This is a genomic window from Modestobacter muralis, from assembly GCF_010682105.1.
Lineage (GTDB): Bacteria > Actinomycetota > Actinomycetes > Mycobacteriales > Geodermatophilaceae > Modestobacter > Modestobacter muralis.
This window is the reverse complement of the sequence record NZ_JAAGWH010000035.1, coordinates 1-18,560: the sequence shown is the minus strand read 5'-3', so window position 1 is coordinate 18,560 and position 18,560 is coordinate 1. Positions and strand designations below refer to the sequence as shown.

17 protein-coding genes and 1 rRNA gene are annotated in these 18,560 nt (G+C 77.3%); 3 read left to right on the top strand and 15 right to left on the bottom strand.

The window, feature by feature from the left end; genetic code table 11:
* Positions 1–31 precede the first annotated feature (31 nt).
* From GCU67_RS13010 to steA, 5 genes are read right to left on the bottom strand one after another with little or no spacing between them, the layout of a single operon-like run.
* Entirely contained in the window at positions 32–1,138 is a 1,107-nt protein-coding gene (locus tag GCU67_RS13010; RefSeq protein WP_163611655.1) for a glycosyltransferase, read from the bottom strand.
* On the bottom strand, positions 1,131–2,762 hold the full coding sequence (gene murJ / locus GCU67_RS13005; protein WP_338104986.1) for a murein biosynthesis integral membrane protein MurJ: 1,632 nt from the start codon (positions 2,760–2,762) through the stop codon (positions 1,131–1,133). The genes GCU67_RS13010 and murJ overlap by 8 nt, the downstream gene beginning before the upstream one ends.
* The gene (locus GCU67_RS13000) at positions 2,759–3,571 is read right to left on the bottom strand and encodes a hypothetical protein (RefSeq protein WP_163611654.1); all 813 of its coding nucleotides are present in this window, start codon (positions 3,569–3,571) and stop codon (positions 2,759–2,761) included. The genes murJ and GCU67_RS13000 overlap by 4 nt, the downstream gene beginning before the upstream one ends.
* Complete coding sequence (locus GCU67_RS12995; RefSeq protein ID WP_163611653.1) at positions 3,568–4,515, bottom strand: copper transporter; 948 nt, start codon at positions 4,513–4,515, stop codon at positions 3,568–3,570. The genes GCU67_RS13000 and GCU67_RS12995 overlap by 4 nt, the downstream gene beginning before the upstream one ends.
* Positions 4,512–5,696 (bottom strand): putative cytokinetic ring protein SteA, encoded by a 1,185-nt coding sequence (gene steA / locus GCU67_RS12990; protein WP_163611652.1) that lies wholly within the window; start codon positions 5,694–5,696, stop codon positions 4,512–4,514. Before steA ends, GCU67_RS12995 begins: the two co-directional genes overlap by 4 nt.
* A 203-nt stretch (positions 5,697–5,899) precedes the next feature.
* Here steA and GCU67_RS12985 point away from each other — a divergent pair, with 203 nt between their 5' ends.
* Complete coding sequence (locus tag GCU67_RS12985; protein WP_338104985.1) at positions 5,900–6,850, top strand: TetR/AcrR family transcriptional regulator; 951 nt, start codon at positions 5,900–5,902, stop codon at positions 6,848–6,850.
* Positions 6,851–6,904: 54 nt separating this feature from the next.
* Here the strand turns inward: GCU67_RS12985 and GCU67_RS12980 are convergent, their stop codons facing one another.
* The 5 genes from GCU67_RS12980 to GCU67_RS12960 all read right to left on the bottom strand — a co-directional run bounded on the left by GCU67_RS12980 (position 6,905) and on the right by GCU67_RS12960 (position 11,362).
* Complete coding sequence (locus tag GCU67_RS12980; RefSeq protein WP_163611650.1) at positions 6,905–7,198, bottom strand: hypothetical protein; 294 nt, start codon at positions 7,196–7,198, stop codon at positions 6,905–6,907.
* Positions 7,199–7,511: 313 nt separating this feature from the next.
* On the bottom strand, positions 7,512–9,365 hold the full coding sequence (gene recN / locus GCU67_RS12975) for a DNA repair protein RecN (protein ID WP_338104983.1): 1,854 nt from the start codon (positions 9,363–9,365) through the stop codon (positions 7,512–7,514).
* On the bottom strand, positions 9,340–10,410 hold the full coding sequence (locus GCU67_RS12970; protein WP_163611649.1) for an NAD kinase: 1,071 nt from the start codon (positions 10,408–10,410) through the stop codon (positions 9,340–9,342). The genes recN and GCU67_RS12970 overlap by 26 nt, the downstream gene beginning before the upstream one ends.
* A complete protein-coding gene (locus tag GCU67_RS12965; RefSeq protein WP_163611648.1) occupies positions 10,407–11,204 on the bottom strand; it encodes a TlyA family RNA methyltransferase in 798 nt (265 codons plus the stop codon). The genes GCU67_RS12970 and GCU67_RS12965 overlap by 4 nt, the downstream gene beginning before the upstream one ends.
* Complete coding sequence (locus GCU67_RS12960) at positions 11,204–11,362, bottom strand: hypothetical protein (protein ID WP_163611647.1); 159 nt, start codon at positions 11,360–11,362, stop codon at positions 11,204–11,206. Before GCU67_RS12960 ends, GCU67_RS12965 begins: the two co-directional genes overlap by 1 nt.
* 468 nt (positions 11,363–11,830) lie before the next feature.
* Between GCU67_RS12960 and GCU67_RS12955 the strand changes: the two genes are divergently transcribed.
* Complete coding sequence (locus GCU67_RS12955) at positions 11,831–12,169, top strand: sterol-binding protein (RefSeq protein ID WP_163611646.1); 339 nt, start codon at positions 11,831–11,833, stop codon at positions 12,167–12,169.
* 65 nt (positions 12,170–12,234) lie between these two features.
* Here GCU67_RS12955 and GCU67_RS12950 read toward each other — a convergent pair whose 3' ends face one another.
* On the bottom strand, positions 12,235–13,308 hold the full coding sequence (locus GCU67_RS12950; RefSeq protein ID WP_163611645.1) for an HAD-IIA family hydrolase: 1,074 nt from the start codon (positions 13,306–13,308) through the stop codon (positions 12,235–12,237).
* 40 nt (positions 13,309–13,348) lie between these two features.
* Positions 13,349–13,750 carry a tetratricopeptide repeat protein gene (locus tag GCU67_RS12945; RefSeq protein WP_163611644.1) on the bottom strand — a complete coding sequence of 134 codons (402 nt, stop codon included), beginning with the start codon at positions 13,748–13,750 and terminating at the stop codon, positions 13,349–13,351.
* A 93-nt stretch (positions 13,751–13,843) separates the two neighbouring features.
* Between GCU67_RS12945 and GCU67_RS12940 the strand changes: the two genes are divergently transcribed.
* Complete coding sequence (locus GCU67_RS12940) at positions 13,844–15,154, top strand: DUF1015 family protein (RefSeq protein WP_163611643.1); 1,311 nt, start codon at positions 13,844–13,846, stop codon at positions 15,152–15,154.
* 4 nt (positions 15,155–15,158) lie between these two features.
* On the opposite strand, the gene GCU67_RS12935 is transcribed toward GCU67_RS12940, so the two are convergent.
* The 3 genes from GCU67_RS12935 to rrf all read right to left on the bottom strand — a co-directional run bounded on the left by GCU67_RS12935 (position 15,159) and on the right by rrf (position 18,440).
* Entirely contained in the window at positions 15,159–15,506 is a 348-nt protein-coding gene (locus GCU67_RS12935; RefSeq protein WP_163611642.1) for a single-stranded DNA-binding protein, read from the bottom strand.
* An 85-nt stretch (positions 15,507–15,591) separates the two neighbouring features.
* On the bottom strand, positions 15,592–16,431 hold the full coding sequence (locus tag GCU67_RS12930; protein WP_163611641.1) for a Replicase polyprotein 1ab: 840 nt from the start codon (positions 16,429–16,431) through the stop codon (positions 15,592–15,594).
* A 1,892-nt stretch (positions 16,432–18,323) separates the two neighbouring features.
* Positions 18,324–18,440: ribosomal RNA gene (rrf, locus tag GCU67_RS12925) — 5S ribosomal RNA — on the bottom strand.
* Between the last annotated feature and the right edge of the window lie 120 nt (positions 18,441–18,560).

Sequence of the window (18,560 nt, the reverse complement as noted above, 5' to 3'; positions counted from 1 at the left end):
GCCGACGCTAACACGGGCACCCCCTGTGTCGTCACCGCCGGGCCAGCAGCTCGGTGTAGACGGCGACCAGCTGGGCCGCCGTCGCCGCCTCGTCCGGCCAGCCCGCCGCCTGCCGCGGTCCGGCCGCCGCCAGCTCCGCGCGCCGCGCCGGGTCGGTGAGCAGCCCGCCCAGCGCAGCGGCCAGCGCCACGGCGTCGCCGGCCGGGACGAGGACGGCGGCGTCCCCGACCAGCTCCGGGACGCCGCCCACGGCGGTGGCCACCAGCGGGACGCCGGCGCGCAGCGTCTCCTGCGCGGTGAGCGAGCGGGCCTCCCAGACCGAGGGCAGGACGACGACGTCGGCTGCGGCGAGCAGGTCGGCGACGTCGGTGCGGCGGCCCAGCAGGGTCACCGGCAGCGCCTCCGCGGTGAGGCGCGCCGCGAGCGCGTCGTGCAGCGGCCCGTCCCCGGCGACGGCGACCAGCGGGTCGCCGGCGACGCCCGCGGCCACGGCGTCCAGCAACACGTCGTACCCCTTCTGCGGGTGCAGCCGGCCCACGGCCAGCACCAGCGGCCGGGCGTCGTCCAGGCCGAGCTCGGCGCGCACCTGCTCCGGCGTGCGGGTGGCCGGCGGCAGCGGGGGCGCCGACACCGGCGCCGGCCGGACGTCGCGGGCGCCCAGCCGGGTGGCGTTGGCCGCGAGGTCGGCCGAGGCGGCCAGCACCACGTCGGCGGCGCGGACGGTGGCCCGCTCGGCGGCGTCCAGCACCCGGCGACGGAGCCCGCCGCCCGGTGGCGCGGCGTTGTGCAGGGTCAGCACCAGCGGACGGCGGGCCCCCAGCCGGCCGGCCAGCGCGGCGACCAGCCCGGCGCGCAGCCCGTGGGCGTGCACCAGGTCGCTGCCGGCGGCCGCCCGGCGCAGCGCCCGGACCGCGCGCAGGTCCGCCACCGGCGCCAACCCGGCGGAGATGCCGACCTCGCCGAAGTCCGCGCCGGTGGCGGTGAAGCCGAACAGCTCCTCGGTGGCCCGCGGGCCGCACACCCGCACGTCCGCGCCGGCGGCGAGCAGCGCGGGCAGCACCGAGCGCAGGTGGGTGCCGACACCGCCGGTGCTGGTGGCCAGCACCTCGGTGACGCGCCGGCCGGTCAGCTCAGCCACGGGTCGCCTCCTCCGGGGTGCGCAACCCGCGCAGCGCCGCGGTCAGCGGCCGGCGGGCCGTGGCCAGCAACACCGCACCGGCGACGACGAGCACGACTGCCCCGCTCACGACGCCGGTGCCGACCGCGCCGGACACCCCGCCCCGGGGCACCGGGTCGGCGCCCAGCGCGGCGGCGGTCACCAGCCCGGCGGCCCCGGCGAGCACCGCGGCCAGCACCGCGGGCACCCCGGTGCGCAGCACCCCGCTGAGCGCGCCCGGGCCGGCGACCCGGACGACGACGCCCAGCAGCGCCGCCCCGGCGACGGTGACCCCGAGGCTGTGCCCGGCGCCCAGGGCCAGCGCGCGGTCCGCAGGCGGCAGCGCGGCGGCGAGCACCAGGTCGGCGGCGACGGCGACCAGCCAGCCGCCGGTGAGGCAGGCCGTCGGTGCCCGCCACAGGCCGCGGGCGTACAGCGCCCGGGACAGCAGCGCCACCAGCGCATAGCCGACCAGCCCGGGCGCGAAGCCGAGGACGGCGGCCCGCAGCGCCGGCGCCGCGGCGGCGTCGCTGGCGGAGGCGAGGAAGAGCCGGGCGACCGGCCCGGCGACCGCGACCAGCCCGGCGGCGGCGACCGCGGCGGTGACCACGGTGAGCACCGCGGCCGGGGCCAGCGCCCGCCGGTAGCCGGCCTCGTCGCCGGCCGCCGCCCGCTCGCTCAGCGCCGGGTAGACCGAGGTGGCCAGGGGCACTGCGAGTGCCGCCCAGGGCAGCAGGAAGACCGTCATCGCCGCCACGAGCACGACCTGGGTGCCGTCGGGCGCGCCGGCGTTGGCCAGCCGGATCGCCACCAGGGTGACCAGTTGCTGCCCGGCCAGCGTGACCACCCCGGCCAGCGCGAGCCGGCGCACCCGCGGCGCGGCCCCGACCGGGAACCGCAAGGCCGGGCGCAGGCCCAGTCGCAGACCGCGCAGCGGACCGAGCAGCGACAGGCTCAGCGCGACCACGCCCAGCGTCGTCCCCACGCCCAGCACCAGCTCCGCCGCGGTGCCCAGCGAGGCGACGTCCCGGCCGCCGCCGATGGCGGCGAACAGCAGGTAGGCGCCGGCGACGACGAGCGAGGACAGCAGCGGGGCCAGCGCCGGCCCGGCGAAGCGGCGGTGGGCCTGCAGGACGCCGGTGAGCACGATGCCGACGCCGTAGAGCACGACCTGCGGCGCGAAGACCAGCAGCAGCCGCGCCGCCAGGTCGACCTGCCCGGGGTCGCCGCTGCCCAGCAGGCCGGCGGCGATCGGCCGGGCGAGCAGCGCCACGACCAGCGCGAGCGGGACCAGCAGCAGCAGGGTCCAGCCCAGCAGCGCCGAGGCGGTGCGCCGCACCTGCTCGCGGTTCCCGGCCGCGATCCCCCCGGCCAGCATCGGCACGACCAGGCTCGCCAGCGCACCGCCGGCGACGACCTCGAAGACGACGTTGGGGACGGTGTTGGCGGCCAGGTAGGTGTCGCCGGTGCTGCCGGCGCCCACGGTGTTGGTGAACACCACGGTGCGGCCGAACCCGGCGAGCCGGGACAGCACGGTGAGCACCGAGATCAGCAGCGCCGCACCGGCCGCGCCCTGCACCAGGGCCCGCCGGGTGGAGGGGCTCACGTGCGGCGGCGGCCGAGCTGGTCGAGCTCGCGCAGGCCGGGGGTCGACTCGATGACCCGGGTGAAGCTGACCTTCTCGCTGGCCAGCGTCAGTGCGGTGACGACGGCGAGCAGGCCGGCCCTGCCCGGGCGCCCGGGCAGGGCGGCCAGCCGCAGCCCGAGCAGCGCGCCGAGCGCGTTGGCACCGCAGTCGCCGAGCATCACCCGCTCGCCGAGGTCGGCCGGCAGCAGCCCGGCGGTCGCGCCCAGCGGCCCCGCGGACAGCCCGCCGGCCGGGCCGCCGAGGGTCGCCCCGGCCAGCAGCACCGCGGCCTTGCCGGCCCGCCCGGGGCGCAGGTCCAGCAGGTTGACCAGGTTCGCCGTCCCGGCGACCAGGCCGACGGTGAGGACGGCGTCGGCCGCGCTCCCCCGCCGGGTGAGGACGGCGGCGACCGAGGCGGCGGCACCGATCCCGACGACCTTGACCACGCCCGCGGACACCCGCCCGGCCCGCAGCGCGGCCAGGTGCCCGGCCAGCCCCTTGTCACCGGCCTGCTCCGGGCGGGCGCCGGCCAGGTCGTCGTAGCTGCCCACGAGCCCGGCGACCGTGCCCACCACCGCGGCGGCGGCCCGCTGCCCGGTCGGGGCGCCGAGCACGGCGGCACCGGTCGCGGCGGCGGCCAGCACCGGGCCGCCGAGCAGGCTCACCGGCCGGCCGGCGAAGTTGGTGCGCTGCCAGCGCGCCCCCGGGACGCGCCCGGCCACGGCCAGCCCAGCCCGGGCGCCCAGCACCCCGGCCGCGGCGGCCGTCAGACCCCGGTGGCCGGTCACGGCGCCGGCGGGACGGGCTGGGTGTCCTCGCCGCTCCCGTAGGCGCCGGTCGTGCCGCGGCTCTCGGCGGCCAGCGCGAGCACGGTGCTGATCCGCCCGGCGGGCACGGTCACGTTGTCCACGGTCGACACGACCGCGGAGACCGAGGTGTCGGCGCGCAGGGCCCGGAGGAGGCCGCCGTCCTCGATGGCGGTCGGGTCGCCGGCGGCGACGGCGCCGGAGCCGCGCCGGTCGAGTGCGGTCACCAGCTCCACGAGGGCCTCGGTGCGGCGCAGGGCGTTCTCGTCCGTGGGCACCCCGGCGGTCAGCAGCACCGCGTGGTCGGCCGGCGTCACCGAGGAGGTGTCCCGGCTGAGCACCCCGAGCTCCTCCAGCCCGGCCAGCACCGAGGAGGTGGCCGACGCCGGGACCGGGCCGGCGGTGCCGGCGTCGGCCGGGGGCACCATGAGCACCTCGGCGAGCAGGTCCGCGGCCAGGCCCGCGGGGTCGGTCCCCTCCGCCGGGGCCAGCCCCGCCGGCCGGCCGGGGCCGGAGACGTAGGCCTCCACGGCGGCGTCGTTGGCCGGGTCGCCGTAGCCGGGGGTGAGCCGGATGGTGCCGGTGACGGTCGCGCCCGCGCTGCCCAGCAGGGCCGTGAGCCCCTCGAGCACGTCGGGGGCCACGTCGTCGGAGCCGACGACCAGGACGACGCTGCGCTCGGCCAGGGTGCCCTCGACCAGCGCCGGGCCGACGGCCTCGTCGAAGCTGCCGACGTCGTCCAGCTGGGCCTGCAGCTCCCGGCTCTGGTCCTCCAGTGCCCGCTTGTCCGTCTGGAGTGCGGTGACCTGACCCTGCAGGTTCGTCAGCACCGGCCCGTTGAGCTGGGTGGTGCCGATGACGATCCCGAGCGCCACGGCCAGGAAGACCGCGATCAGCGAGACCAGGTGGTAGCGGAAGTCGATCACGTGAAGAGGTTCTCCAGCCAGAACACGAAGCTGTCCCATTGGTCGATCAACAGGTCGAAGTAGACCCGGCCGGCGGTAGACACGGCCAGGGCTGCGGCGATCGAGGCGAGCGCGGCGACCACCAGGAACACCAGCGCGAGGGTGGAGATGCGGCTGCGGTACAGCCGGCTGACCCCCTTGGCGTCGACGAGCTTGCCGCCCAGCCGCAGCCGGGTGAGGAACGTCGAGGCCATCCCGCCACGGCCCTTGTCCAGGAACTCCACGAGCGTGGCGTGCGTGCCGACGGCGACGATGAGCGAGGCGCCCTTCTCGTCGGCCAGCAGCATCGCGATGTCCTCGCTGGTCGCCGCGGCGGGGAAGGTGATCGCCGGGACGCCGAGGTCGGTGACCCGCTTCAGGCCGGGCGCCTGACCGTCGGGGTAGGCGTGCACGACCACCTCGGCCCCGCAGCGCAGCACCGCGTCGCTGACCGAGTCCATGTCCCCGATGATCATGTCCGGCTGGTAGCCGGCCTCCTTGAGCGCGTCGGCCCCGCCGTCGACGCCGATGAGCACCGGCCGGTAGTCGCGGATGTAGGGCCGCAGCGCCTGCAGGTCCTCCCGGTAGTCGTAGCCACGGACGACGATCAGCACGTGCCGGCCGTCGATCCGGGTGGTCACGTCGGGGACGCCGACGCCGTCCAGCAGCAGCGCGCGCTCGCGCTTCATGTACTCCATGGTGTTGGCCGCGAAGGCCTCCAGCTGCGCCGACAGCCCGGCCCGGGCCTCGACCATGGCCTCGGCCACGCTCTCGGGGGTCTGCTCGACGCCCCGGGCGACCAGGGTGTCCCCCGCGAACACCTGGTCGCCCTCCACCCGCAGCCGCGCGCCCTCCTTGATCCGGGTGAACAGCTCCTTGCCGACCCCGTCGACGAGCGGGATGCCCGCCTCCACCAGGACGCCGGGGCCCAGGTTGGGGTAGCGGCCGGAGGTGCTGGGTGCGGCGTTGACGACGGCGGCGACCTGGCAGGAGACGAGGGCGTCGGCGGCCACCCGGTCGACGTCGACGTGGTCGATGACCGCGATGTCGCCGGGACGCAGGCGCTTGGTGAGGTTCTTCGTCCGTCGGTCCAGGCGCGCCGGACCGCTCACGCCCGGCGCCGGGTCGGGCACTCGTCCGCGCCCCAGGGTGCCGATGCGCATGGCGGGATGCTCCCACGGGCGCCGTTCCTCATGATCCCGACGCGCATCAGCAAGCAACCGACCACGCACGGTGACGACACCGGTGTGGCCGCGACACGCCCGTGACCTGAGTGCGCGTCGCTGCAGCAGGACGGGACCGGCCCGTCACTAGCGTGACTGGTGTGACTGCAGGGGCCTCCGCGCGCCGGAGTACAGCGACTGTCGTGTTCGACGACCCCGCCGAGACCCCGGACGGCGCCGTGACCGTCGAGCCGGCGCCCCCGGAGGAGCAGCCCGGGACGCCCGCGGCCGTGGTGGAGCTGCGGTCCCGCCCACCGGTGCCCGAGCCCGCCGTCGCCCCCCAGGCCGATGCCCCCGCGCCGGCGGACGTCGAGCAGGCCGCGGCCGCGCCGGCCGACGTCGAGCCGAACACGACCGCGCCCCAGCCGGACGACGTCCCGGCCGCAGCCGAGGCCGCCGAGGGCGATGCAGTGCCCGCCGACGCCCCCGGCCCCGGACGCCGTGCGCGCCGCCGCGACCGGCGGGGACCCGACCTGCGGGAGCAGCGCCGCCAGCGCACCCGTGAGGCGATCGTCGACGCGGCCGCCGAGCTCTTCGTCGAGCGCGGCTTCGACGCCGTGACCGTCAGCGAGATCGCCCAGCGCGCGGGCGTGGTCGAGAAGACGGTGTTCAACCACTTCCCGGTCAAGGAGGGCCTGGTCTTCGAGTCCGACCCCCCGATGCGCGCGGCCCTGCTCGACGCCGTCCGCCGGCGTCCGGCCGGGGAGTCCGTGGCCGCGGCCGCCGGCGGGTTCGTCGTCGCCGCGGTGAGCCAGCTGGGCTCCCCCGTCGCGGCCGAGGGCATGACGGAGATGGCCCGGGTCATCCGGGGCAGCCGCACCCTGCAGGTGCGGGAGCGGGAGATCCTCGGCACGCTCACCGACTCGCTGGCCGAGCAGATCACCCTGGAGACCCGGGCCACGCCGGGCGAGCTGGAGCCGTGGCTGGCCGCCAACGCGGTGCTGGGGCTGTACTCGTCGCTGCTGGAACTGGCCCGCGACCGCGTGCTGGCCGGGGCCTCCGGGCCGGCGCTGGTGTCCGAGCTGCGCGCCCGCGGTCAGCGCGGGCTGGCGCTGCTGCAGTTCGGCCTGGCGGGGTACGCCAAGCGCCGCTGAGGACGGGCTCCGCCGCCTCGGGGGCCGGGGCCCGACCGGGCTCCCGTCGACCGGTCAGCCGAGGCCGCGGTGCGCCGTCCAGAGCTGGCCGGCCCGGTCGGCGGCCTCGGACAGCAAAGCCGCCAACTCCTCGCCGTCGGGCACGGGGAAGGAGACGTACCCGCCTCGCCCACCGGCGACCGGGCGGCCGTAGGCCTTGGTCGCCAGATGCCCGTCCGGCAGCAGCCGGACGTTGAGCGTGGTGAGCACGAACTGCTCCCCGCGCCGCGTGTCGGTCCACCGGAGGTGCTCCGGGATCGTCACGTTGATCGCCAGGGCGCTCACCTCGACCGCTGCGTCATGACCCACGCGCGGATCCTGGCACGACGCGCCGGCACGCCGCGCTCCGTCCGCGCCGCTCTGCTCGACCACGGCGCTCCTCGCCTCGCGCTGCCCCAGCTGACGAGCGACGCGCCGCTCCGGCGGGGGTCGCCTCGCGCTGCCCCGGCCGACGAGCGTCGAGCCGCGGCCGGGGTCGCCTCGCGCTGCCCCGGCCGACGAGCATCGAGCCGCCGCGGCCGGGGTCGCCTAGCGCTGCCTCGGCTGACGAGCGTCAGGCCGCCGGGGCGAGGGTGGCCCACTCCCGTCCCGCCCTCGAGGGCCGCGCGGGACGGAGCCGTTCCTACTGGCGCTCGGCGGCGACGGCGAGCAGCTCGCGGGCGTGGGCCTGGCCGGTGTCGCTGTCGGCCAGGCCGGACAGCATCCGGGCCAGCTCGCGCACGCGGTCCTCCCCGCGCACCGCGCGGATGTCGGTGGCGGTGACGCCGTGCGCGGTGTCCGGGGACTTGTCGACCACCAGGTGGGTGTCGGCGAAGGCGGCGACCTGGGCCAGGTGGGTGACCACCACGACCTGGTGCTCGGCGGCCAGCCGGGCCAGCCGCCGGCCGATCTCCCCGGCCGCGGAGCCACCGACCCCGGCGTCGACCTCGTCGAACACCATCACCGGCACCGGGTCGGCCCCGGCGAAGACGACCTCGATGGCCAGCATCACCCGGGAGAGCTCACCGCCGGAGGCGCCCTTGTGCACCGGACGGGCCGGTGCGCCGGGGTGCGGCGACATCAGCAGCACGACCTCGTCGACCCCCTCGGGGCCGGGGTGGGCGGGGTCGGAGTCGATCTGGAAGGACACCTTCGCGTTCTTCATCGCCAGGCCGGCGAGCTCGGTGCCGACCTCGGCGGCGAAGCCGTCAGCCGCGGCCCGCCGGCCGGCGGTGACCTGCGCCGAGAGCGCGTCGAGCTCGGTGCGGGCAGCGTCCCGCTGGGCCTGCAGTGCCTCGAGCGCCTCGTCGGAGACGTCGAGCTCGGACAGCCGGGACTCCGCGTCCGCAGCCCAGGCCAGCACCCCGGCCAGCCCCTCGCCCGCGTCGGCGTACTTGCGCACCAGCGCGGTGATCACCGCCCGCCGGTCCAGCACCTCGGCCAGCCGCGCCGGGTCGGCGTCCAGGTCGGCCACGTAGCCGGCCAGCTGGACCGCCACGTCGGACACCACGGCGACCGCATCGGCCAGGTCGCGGGCCAGCAGCACCAGCGCCGGGTCGTCGGAGCCGCCCAGCGCCCGCTCGGCGACCGCGAGGGCGGTGGAGGCGTCGCTCTCGGCGTCTCCTCCCCCACCCAGTTCCCCGGTGACGTCGCCGACCAGGGCGAACCGGGCCGTGTCGGCGGCCGACCGCAGCGCGTCGGCGTCACCGAGCCGGCGGGCCTGGGCGTCGAGCGCGTCGTCCTCGCCCTCCTCGGGTGCGACGGCGGCGATCTCCTCCAGGCCGTGACGCAGGACGTCGGCGGTCTGGACGAGCTCACGGGCCTGGCTGCGGCGGCGGTCCAGGTCCTCGGCCAGCGCGCGCCAGGCGGCGTGCGCGGTGCGGTGCTGCTCGAGCAGGCCCATGTGCGCGGGGCCGGCGTACCGGTCCAGCGCGCGACGCTGCTCGGCCGGGCGGGTCAACCGCAGCTGGTCGGTCTGGCCGTGCACGGCCACCAGCTGCTCGGCCAGCTCGGACACCACGCCGACGGGCACGCTGCGCCCGCCCAGGTGCGCCCGGGAGCGGCCGTCGGCGCTGAAGGTACGGGCCAGGATGAGGCTGCCGTCCTCGTCGGGCTCGGCCCCGGCCTCGGCCGCCCGCGCCCAGACCGGGGAGTCGCTGGGCAACACGAGCCGGCCCTCGACCCCGGCACGCACCCCGGCGCGGACCCGCCCCTGGTCGGCGCGGCCACCGAACAGCAGGGTCAGGCCGGTCACGACCATGGTCTTGCCGGCGCCGGTCTCCCCGGTCACCACGGTCAGGCCCGGGCCCAGCTCCAGCGTGACGTCGTCGATCGAGCCCAGCCCGTGCAGGTGCAGCTCGGACAGCGCCCCGTTGCGGGGCGCGCCGCCGGTCGGAGCGGTGTCGGTGGGGGCTGTGACGGGAGGTTCGGTGTCGGCGGGCGCGGCGGCCGTCTTCCGGGCCGTCGTCCGGTCAGGCCGTGCGGTGCGGGTGGCCACCGGCTGCCTCCTCGGTCGGGGCACCGGCGCCGGGCACGGTGCCGGGAGGCACGGTGCCGGCGGTGGCGATGCCGCGGGTGAGCACGTTCTGCGCGTAGACCGGGGCCTCGTGGCCGGGGCCGTGCGAGCGGGCGTCGCGGAAGCCGCGCACCGGCAGCCCGAACTTGGCCACCAGCTTGTCGCTGAACGTCGTCGGGTTGACCCGGGCGATGCGCACGGGGCGGGCGGAGCGGCGGACCTCGACCCGGCCGCCGTCGGGCACGTCGACGACGCGGCGGCTGTCGGCCGACACCCGGGCCCGGTTGCCGTCGGGCGGGATGGCGACGGTGAGCACCGAGGACGGGGACGCCACCAGCGGGCGGGCGAAGAGGGCGTGGGCGTTGGTGGGCACCACGAGCAGGGCGTCGACGTCGGGCCACACGACCGGACCGCCGGCGGAGAAGGCGTAGGCGGTGGAGCCGGTGGGGGTGGCGCACAGGACGCCGTCGCAGCCGAAGCTGGTCAGCGGCCGCCCGTCGACCTCCAGGACCACGTCGAGCACCCGGGTGCGCTCCACCTTCTCGATGGACACCTCGTTCATCGCCCAGGTATCGCCGACCTGCCGGCCCGCGGCGTCGAAGACGGTCGCGTCGAGGGTGAGCCGCTCCTCGACCTGGTACTCGCGGCGCTCGACGGCCCCGATCATCTCGTCGACGCCGTCCGGCTCGGTCTCGGCCAGGAAGCCGACCCGGCCGAGGTTGACCCCGGTGATGGCCGCGTCGCTGTTGTGGGCGAGCTCGGCCGCGCGCAGGAACGTGCCGTCACCGCCCAGGACCAGCACGAGCTCCACGTCGTCGGCCGCTCCAGGTCCGAACGGGCAGACCTCGGCACCGGGCACGGCCAGGTCCTCGGCCTCGTCCGCCAGCAGCCGAACGACGATGCCCGCGCGGGTCAGCCGGGCCGCGGCGGTGCGGGCGAGCTCGACGATGTCGGCCCGCCCGGTGTGCACGGCCAGGAGCACGCGGCGGGTGGTCTGACCGGCCGGAGCGACGGTGCTCTGGGTCACGGTGGTCCTTCCTGAACTGCTCGGTCGATGTCGGCCTGCTCCGGTGGTGGCGCGTCGCGGCGCAGCCACAGGAAGAACTCCACGTTGCCGGCGGGACCGGGCAGCGGGCTGGCCACGACCCCGGCGGTGCCCCAGCCCAGCTCGGCGGCGGCGCGCGCCACCGTCAGCACGGCGTCGGCCCGGTGCCCGAGGTCGCGGACGACGCCACCGGCGCCGATCCGTTCCCGCCCCACCTCGAACTGGGGCTTGACCATGGGCAGCAGGTCGGCGTCCGGGAGCGCGCAGCCGGTGAGGGCGGGCAGCACCAGGCGCAGGGAGATGAAGGAGAGGTCGGCGACGACCAGGTCGACCGGCCCGCCGATCGCTTCCGGGGTCAGCTCGCGCACGTTGGTGCGCTCGTGGACGGCGACCCGCTCGTCGGTGCGCAGCGACCAAGCGAGCTCGCCGTAGCCGACGTCGACGGCGACGACCTCACCGACGCCGCGGCGCAGCAGCACCTCGGTGAACCCGCCGGTGGAGGCCCCGGCGTCCAGCGCGCGCCGACCTTCGACGGCGACCGGGAAGGCCTCCAGCGCGCCGAGCAGCTTGTGCGCGCCGCGGGACACCCAGCTGGGCTGGTCGGGGTCGGTGCGGACGACGACGGGGGCGCCGGCCTCCACGCCGGTGGCTGGCTTGGTCGCGGCCTGCCCGCCCACGGTGACCCGGCCCTCGGCGATGAGGGTGACGGCGTGCTCGCGGGAGCGGGCCAGTCCGCGGCGGACGAGTTCGGCGTCGAGCCGGCTGCGGCGGGCCATCAGAGCTGGTCGATGGTGGCCAGCTCGCGCTGCAGCCGATCGTGTTCGGCCTCGAACACGGCGACGTGCTCGGCCACCGGGCGGTCGGTCAGCCCGACGAAGGGCGACGGGCCGGCCGGCGGTGCCGGGACGCTCGCAGCCGGGCCGGGGACGGACACCGGACTCGGGCCGGCCGACCCCGGGACGACAGCCGGACGCGGGCCGGCAGGACCCGGGACGACGGCCGGACGCTGGTCGAGAGGACCCGGCACGGCGCCAGGGCGCGCGACGGGCGGACCCGGGACGGGACCGGGGCGCGCGACGGCCGGACCGGGGACCGGGCGGGGCTGGTCGGGCTGGCTCACGCGCTCCTCCTCGTCCGTCTCTGCCGGGTCACCTGCTGCGGCACCGCAGGCCGGCCGCCGGGGGGCGGCGCGTCCCGAGGTTACCGGCCGGGACCGACGGGCGGCGGTGAGCGGCTGGGACGGTGGACACAGAGCCGCCCCGGCCCTCCCGACCTCGGTGGTGGGAGGGCACCGCCGGTAGCGTCGCGCCCCGGACCACCCGGCCGGACACCCGGCCGGACGGCACCGTCGGGCTCTCCGGCGGGGTCGACCCGGTCCCCTGCTCGAGGAGGAACGCCGCACGTGGCCACGCTGGAGCAGTGCACGACCGCCCTGGACCGCTTCGTCAGGAAGCTGGCCGCCTCCGAGGGTGCCCGGGACCTCGACCGCACCGTGTCCTGCCGGCTCACCGACCTCGGCCAGGTGGTGCAGGGCCGGCTGGCCCTCGGTCAGGTGCACGACATGACGGCGCTGCCCGACTCCCCGACCGTGCCCAAGGCCGACATCCGGCTGACCATGGCCAGCGACGACCTGATGGCGCTGACCTCCGGCGAGCTCGCGTTCGCCCCGGCCTGGGCCGCCGGCCGGGTGAAGCTGGAGGCCGGGCTGCGCGACATGCTGCGGCTGCGCTCCCTGCTCTGATCGCGCGGCGGCCCGCCGGCGGTGCCTGACCCGGCGGGCGCCCGGACGTCGGCGCGGACAGCCGGTCAGTCCCCGGTCAGCCCCCAGCTCCGGAGTGCCTCCGCGGCCGCGGCGTCACCGCTGCGGACCACGGCGGGCGCGCCGACGTCCGGGTGCTGCGCCCAGTGCGCGACGGCCAGTGCGCGCAGCCCGTCGAGCCCGTCGGCGGGCCCACCGTCCGCGTCGGCACCGCGCAGCGTGAGCACCCCGTCGGTCGCTGCGGCCTGCCACCCGCGGCAGCTCCAGCCGTCCGCGGCGGGCGTCACCGGCGGGTGAGCGGTGAGCAGCCCCGCAGCGTCGGGTGAGAGCAGGTCGGGCCGGTGGTCGGGCCCGGCGGCCAGCAGGTGGGTCGGGGTGGCGACGCCGGAGAGGACCAGCAGGCTGTCCGCACCGGCCCGCCGCGCGCCCTCGATGTCGGTGTCGAGGCGGTCACCGACGACCAGCGGCCGGCGGGCACCGGTGCGCCGCACGCACTCGGCGTGCATGGCCGGGTCCGGCTTGCCGGTGACCAGCGGCTGCTGCCCGGTGACCGCGCTGACCACGCCGACGAACGCCCCGTTGCCCGGCAGCACCCCGCGCGGGGACGGGATGGTCGCGTCGGTGTTGGTCGCGACGTGCCGCGCCCCGCCCCGGACGGCGACGACGGCCTCGGCCAGCTGCGCCCAGCCGACCGCCGGGCCGTAGCCCTGCACGACGGCGGCCGGGGAGTCCTCGGCGCGCTCGACGACGGTCAGCCCGGCGGCGGTCAGCGCGGTCGCGACCCCGGGACCGCCGACGGCCAGCACGCGGCCGCCCGCGCCGACCAGCTCGGCCACCACGGTGGCCGCCGCCTGCGAGCTGGTGATGACGTCGGCCGGCTCGGCCGGGACGCCGAGCTCGGTCAGGTGTGCGGCCACCTGCTCGGGGGGGCGGGCGGCGTTGTTGGTGACGAAGCCGAGCCGCATCCCGGCGGTGCGGGCGCCGGTGAGCGCCTCCGGCACCCCGGGGACGGCGGCCGGCCCGACGTAGACGACCCCGTCGAGGTCGAGCAGCGCCACGTCGTGCGTGCTGGTCGGCGGCGCGTCGGAGCCGGCGGACAGCGGGATGCGGTCGCCGCTCACCGTCGGGACCGCCGCACACGGGTGGACGGGTGGGTGCAGGTCATGGGAGCTCCTCCGCCAGGCCACGGCGGGCCCGGACCCCGCGCAGCGCGCGGGCGTAGTGGTCGAGGTCGGGGCGCATGGCCACGGCCAGGGCGAGGTGCTCGGCGGCCAGCTCAAGCTCGCCGGCCCGGCTGGCGGCCAGGCCGAGCCCGAACTGGGCGTAGTCGTCGGTGGGGTTGGCGGCGATGAGGTGGGTGAAGCTGTCGATCGCGTCGTGATAGCGACCGGCGTCGTACTGTGCCCGGGCCAGTGCCTCGCGCGCACTCCGGGAGGTGGGCTCGGCGGCGACGGCGCGCTCGAGCAGGGTGGCGGCCGCCGCGGGGTTGCGGTCCCCCAGCAGCTGCAGGCCACGCTGGTACCACTCATAGACCCCGCCGTCCGGCTGTCCTGGGTCGACCACCGCCGCTCCTCCCTGGCGCGCACCGGCAGCAGGAGCCCGCCGCGGCCGACGCCGCCGCGGGCCGTGTGCCGACGCGCTCCTACGATCGAGTCCGTGCCCTCGACGTCGGCGGACGCCCCGCCTCCTGACGAAGCGGGCCTCGACGTCCGGCCGTTCCGTGCCCTGCTCTACCGCGACCAGGACGCCGGGCACCTGGCGAGGGTGAGCTCGCCGGCCTACGACCTGGTGACCGCGGCGGGCCGCGAACGACTGGCCGCGGCCGATCCGCACAACATCGTCCGCCTGATCCTGCCGCACGTCGACCCGCTGGAGACCCCGGAGGGCACCCGTGCCGGCCGGGACCGCGCCTCGGCCACCGTCGCGGCGAGCACCCTGAGCGGCTGGCTGGCCGACGGCGTGCTGGTGCGCGACGAGGAGCCTGCGCTGTGGCGCTACGAGATGAGCGCCCCGGGCAGCGAGCCGACGACGGGCTGGCTGGGTGCGGTCACCGTGCCCCCGCCCGGGTCGGCGGCGGTGCTGCCGCACGAGGACACCTTCGCCCCCGCCGTGGCCGGGCGCGCCGCCCTGCTCGCCGCCACCCACACCGACCTGGAGCCGATCGTGCTGGCGCACGACGCGGACGCCGAGGTCGCCGAGCTGACCCGCCGGGTCGCCGCCGGCAGCCCACCCACCCTCGAGGTCGGTGACCCCGACGGGGTCGTGCACCGGCTGTGGCGGGTCACCGACCCCGACGTGCTGGAGCAGCTGACCCGGGCGCTGGCCGCCACCGGGGCGGTGATCGCCGACGGGCACCACCGCTTCGCCGCCGCTCGCGACCACCAGCACTCCATCGGTGGGCACGGCAGCGTGCTGGCGCTGCTGACGCCCATGGGCGCCGGCGGGCTGCGGCTGCAGGCCATCCACCGGGTCGTGCCCGACCTGACGTTCGACGCCGCGCTGGCCTCGGCCGCCGCCGGCTTCAGGGTGCGAGACCTCTCCCCCGCCGACGGTGACCTCCGCCGGGTGGTCGAGGACTGGTCCGCCCAGCGCGGTGGACCGGCGTTCCTGGTCACCGACGGCGTCCGCGTCGCCGAGCTGTCGGACCCCGCGCCGGAGATGCTCGCGGCCGTGCCGGCGGAGGCACCGGCGGCCTGGCGCCGGCTGGACGTCGTGCTGGCCCACGCCGCAGTGCTGTCGCGACTGTGGGACCGGCCGGACGACCCGGGGTCGGTGCTGATCGCCCACGACGTGGCCGAGGCGCTGCAGTCGGCGCAGGAGCGCGCCGGGGTGGCGCTGCTGCTGCGGTCCCCGTCGCCCTCGGACGTGGCCGCGGTCGCGCGGGCCGGCGCCCGCATGCCCCGCAAGTCGACCCTGTTCGTGCCCAAGCCCCGCACGGGCCTGGTGCTGCGACCGCACGAGGACTGACCGGTCAGTCGGGTCGAGCCGAGGCGCGGCTCACCTTGCGGCCGCGGCGGCAGTTGACCTCGTAGGCCACGGCCGTGCCGGTGGGCGTGCGCCAGAACCGGCGCTGCAGTGACCCCTCGACCTCGACGACGTCCTCGACGGTCCAGGCCGCGGCGTAGCGCTGCAGGGCGGGTGCGTAGCTGACGCAGGTGATCACGTCGGACCTCGGGCCGCGGGGCCGGGGGCTCTCCCGTCGTACGACGAGCTTGAACACCAGGAGCGTGTCACCGCTGGGCATGGGGCGCAGCTCCGGGGGCGCGCTCAGCCGCCCCCGGAGGACGACGTCGTTCCGATCGATCACGGCCAGGCTCATGCCGACGAGCCTGGCCGCCCGCTCCCCCACCGGCCAGCGTCGCGACGACACTGTGGACGACGCCGGCCGGTGTGGACGGAACAGGTCAGTTCGTCGGAGGCTGCTGCTCCGTCGCCTGCTGGAAGAGCCGGCTGTGGTCCCGCTCCACCGGCGGCGGGGGCACCTCACCGAGCAGCTCGGCGACCTCGGCCTCGATGTCGTCGTCGGCGACGTCGTCGAGCGCGTCCTCGTCGACGTCGTCCTCGTCGTCGTCCTCGTGGGCGTCGTCGTGGTCGTCGTCAGCGGCGACTGCGTCGGCCACGGCGGCCAGCACGGCCGGCGCGACGGCGGGCTCGTCGACCGAGGACCCGTCGGCGTCGGCACCGGGCAGGTCGTCGCCCTCGGCGTCGTCGTCGTCGTCCAGCACGGCACCGTCGAGCTCGGCCTCGAGCTCGTCGTCCTCGTCCTCCTCCTCGTCGTCGAGGAAGTGGTCGGAGACGCCGGTGAGGTCGTCGGGGTCGGCTGCGGCGATGGCGCCGTACCACTCCATGGCCAGCTCCTCCTCGCCGCGGGCAGCGAGGAGGTCGGCGTAGGCGGTGGCGAGCCGGAGCTGGCCGAGGTCGGGCTGCCCGAGACCGGCCGGGGTCGGCCGGCCGCCGAGCGCGGCCTCCAGGATCAGGGCTGCGGCCGGGAGCTCACCGAGGTCCTGCCGGGCGCCGGCCTCCACCAGTTGGAGCTCGACGAGCTCGGCCTCGTCGGGCTGCGCCTCGAGGGCCTCGGCCACGAGCCGCAGTGCGTTCTCCGGGCGGCCCAGGGCACGCTCGCAGTCGGCGAGCACGGCGCGGTAGCTCTGGTCGCCGCTCATCCGCGCGTAGGCGCGGATCTCGCGGGCGGCCTCGGCGAAGTCACCGGCGAGGTAGGCGGCGACGCCCACGGCCTCGCGCACCGGGGCGATGCGCGAGGCGCGGTCACGAGCGGCCCGGGCGTGCTGGAGGGCGAGCTCGGGCTCGTCGTCGACCAGGCCTCCGGCGGCGGCGAGGTGCTTGCCGACCAGCTCGGCGTTGCGGGAGTCCAGGCTGCGCAGCGCGGAGCGGACCGCCGGGTCCAGCTCACGGGGGTCGGCCCACTCGGGGATCGGCGGGCCGGCGGGCCGGCTGCCGCTCTCCTCGTCACGCCCGGCAGCCGGACGGCGCTCGGGACGGCGGTCCTGCCAGGAGGGGGTGTCACCGGAGGGGCGTCCACCAGCTGCCGGGCGGTCACCGCCGGCCGGCCGGTCGCCACCGGGACGACGGTCCTGCCATGCCGGGCGGTCGCCCGCCGGGCGGTCAGCGCGCGGTGCGCGGTCCCCGGAAGGACGACCGCCGGAGGGCCGGTCCTGACCCGGTCGGCTCTCCTGCCCGGGGCGACGGTCCTGCCACGAGGGCCGGTCACCCTGCGGGCGGTCACCGCGCGGCGCACGATCCTGGTACGCCGGGCGGTCACCCGAGGGGCGCCCACCGCCGGCGGGGCGGTCGCCACCGGGACGGCGGTCCTGCCACGCGGGACGGTCACCCGACGGGCGACCACCCGCAGGCCGGTCCCCACCGGGCCGGCGGTCCTGGCTGGGACGGCTGTCCTGTCCCGGGCGGCGGTCCTGCCATGCGGGACGGTCACCGGACGGGCGTCCACCGCCGGCGGGGCGGTCCCCACCGGGACGACGGTCCTGCCACGCGGGACGGTCACCGGACGGGCGTCCACCGCCGGCGGGGCGGTCCCCACCGGGACGACGGTCCTGCAACGCAGGGCGGTCACCCTGCGGACGTCCACCGCCGGCGGGGCGGTCGCCACCGGGACGGCGGTCCTGCCACGCGGGACGGTCACCCGACGGGCGACCACCCGCAGGCCGGTCCCCACCGGGCCGGCGGTCCTGGCCAGGACGGCTGTCCTGACCCGGGCGGCGGTCCTGCCACGCGGGGCGGTCGCCGGACGGACGACCACCGGTGGGGCGGTCGCCCGACGGGCGGCCAGCACCCTGCGGGCGGTCACCGCGAGGCGCGCGGTCCTGCCACGACGGACGATCGCCCGACGGGCGGCCACCGGCGGGACGGTCACCGGCGGGACGGCCACCACCTTGCGGGCGGTCTCCGCGGGGGGCGCGGTCCTGCCAGGACGGACGGTCACCCGACGGGCGGCCTGCCCCCGCGGGACGCCGGTCCTGCCACGACGGGCGGTCACCGGACGGGCGACCGCCACCGGACGGCCGACCACCAGCGGCCGGACGCCCAGCACCACCGGTGGGACGGTCCCCACGGGGGGCGCGGTCCTGCCATGACGGACGGTCACCCTGGGGGCGTCCGGCACCGGTCGGCCGGTCGGTGCGCGGGCCACGCTCCTGCGCGTCGCGCCGGGGGGCACCGTCACCCTGGGGCCGACCGCGCTGCGGACGTCCACCGGACGGGCGGGCTCCCCACTCGCCACCGGCTGCACCACCGCGTGCGCGGTAGGCATCGTCACGTGACGACCCGGAGCCGCCACCGGCACCTGCGCCGTAACCCGTCGGTCGGGAACCGCGGTGACCGGCGGGACGTGCCGGACGGCCGGCGCCGCCCTGTCGGGGCGCGCCACTTCCGCCGCCGCTGTTGCCTCGGCCTCGATCGGAGCCCGCGGGCCCGCGTCGCGGAGAAGTCATGGTGTGTACGTACCTCACTGGTGATCGGCGCACGCCCGGCGGGGGCACCTGAACGGCATCGCACCCGGCCCACCTCCGCTGTGCGGGGGGCTGGTCGGTCGACGAGAGCGGACAAACGCACGAAACGGGAGCCGGAGCATTAAGCTCCGACCCCCGTTTCGTTGAGTTGTGTCCGGCGGCGTCCTACTCTCCCACCCCGTCCCCGGGGCAGTACCATCGGCGCTGAAAGGCTTAGCTTCCGGGTTCGGAATGAGACCGGGCGTTTCCCTTTCGCCATGACCGCCGTAACGCTGTGAACTTGTCGGGCCCACCCCACACCACCCCGCTCCACACGAATATGTGGGGTGGGGTTGGGGGGTGGGTTCCGTACGTTCAGAACCACACAGTGGACGCGAGACATCTACAGC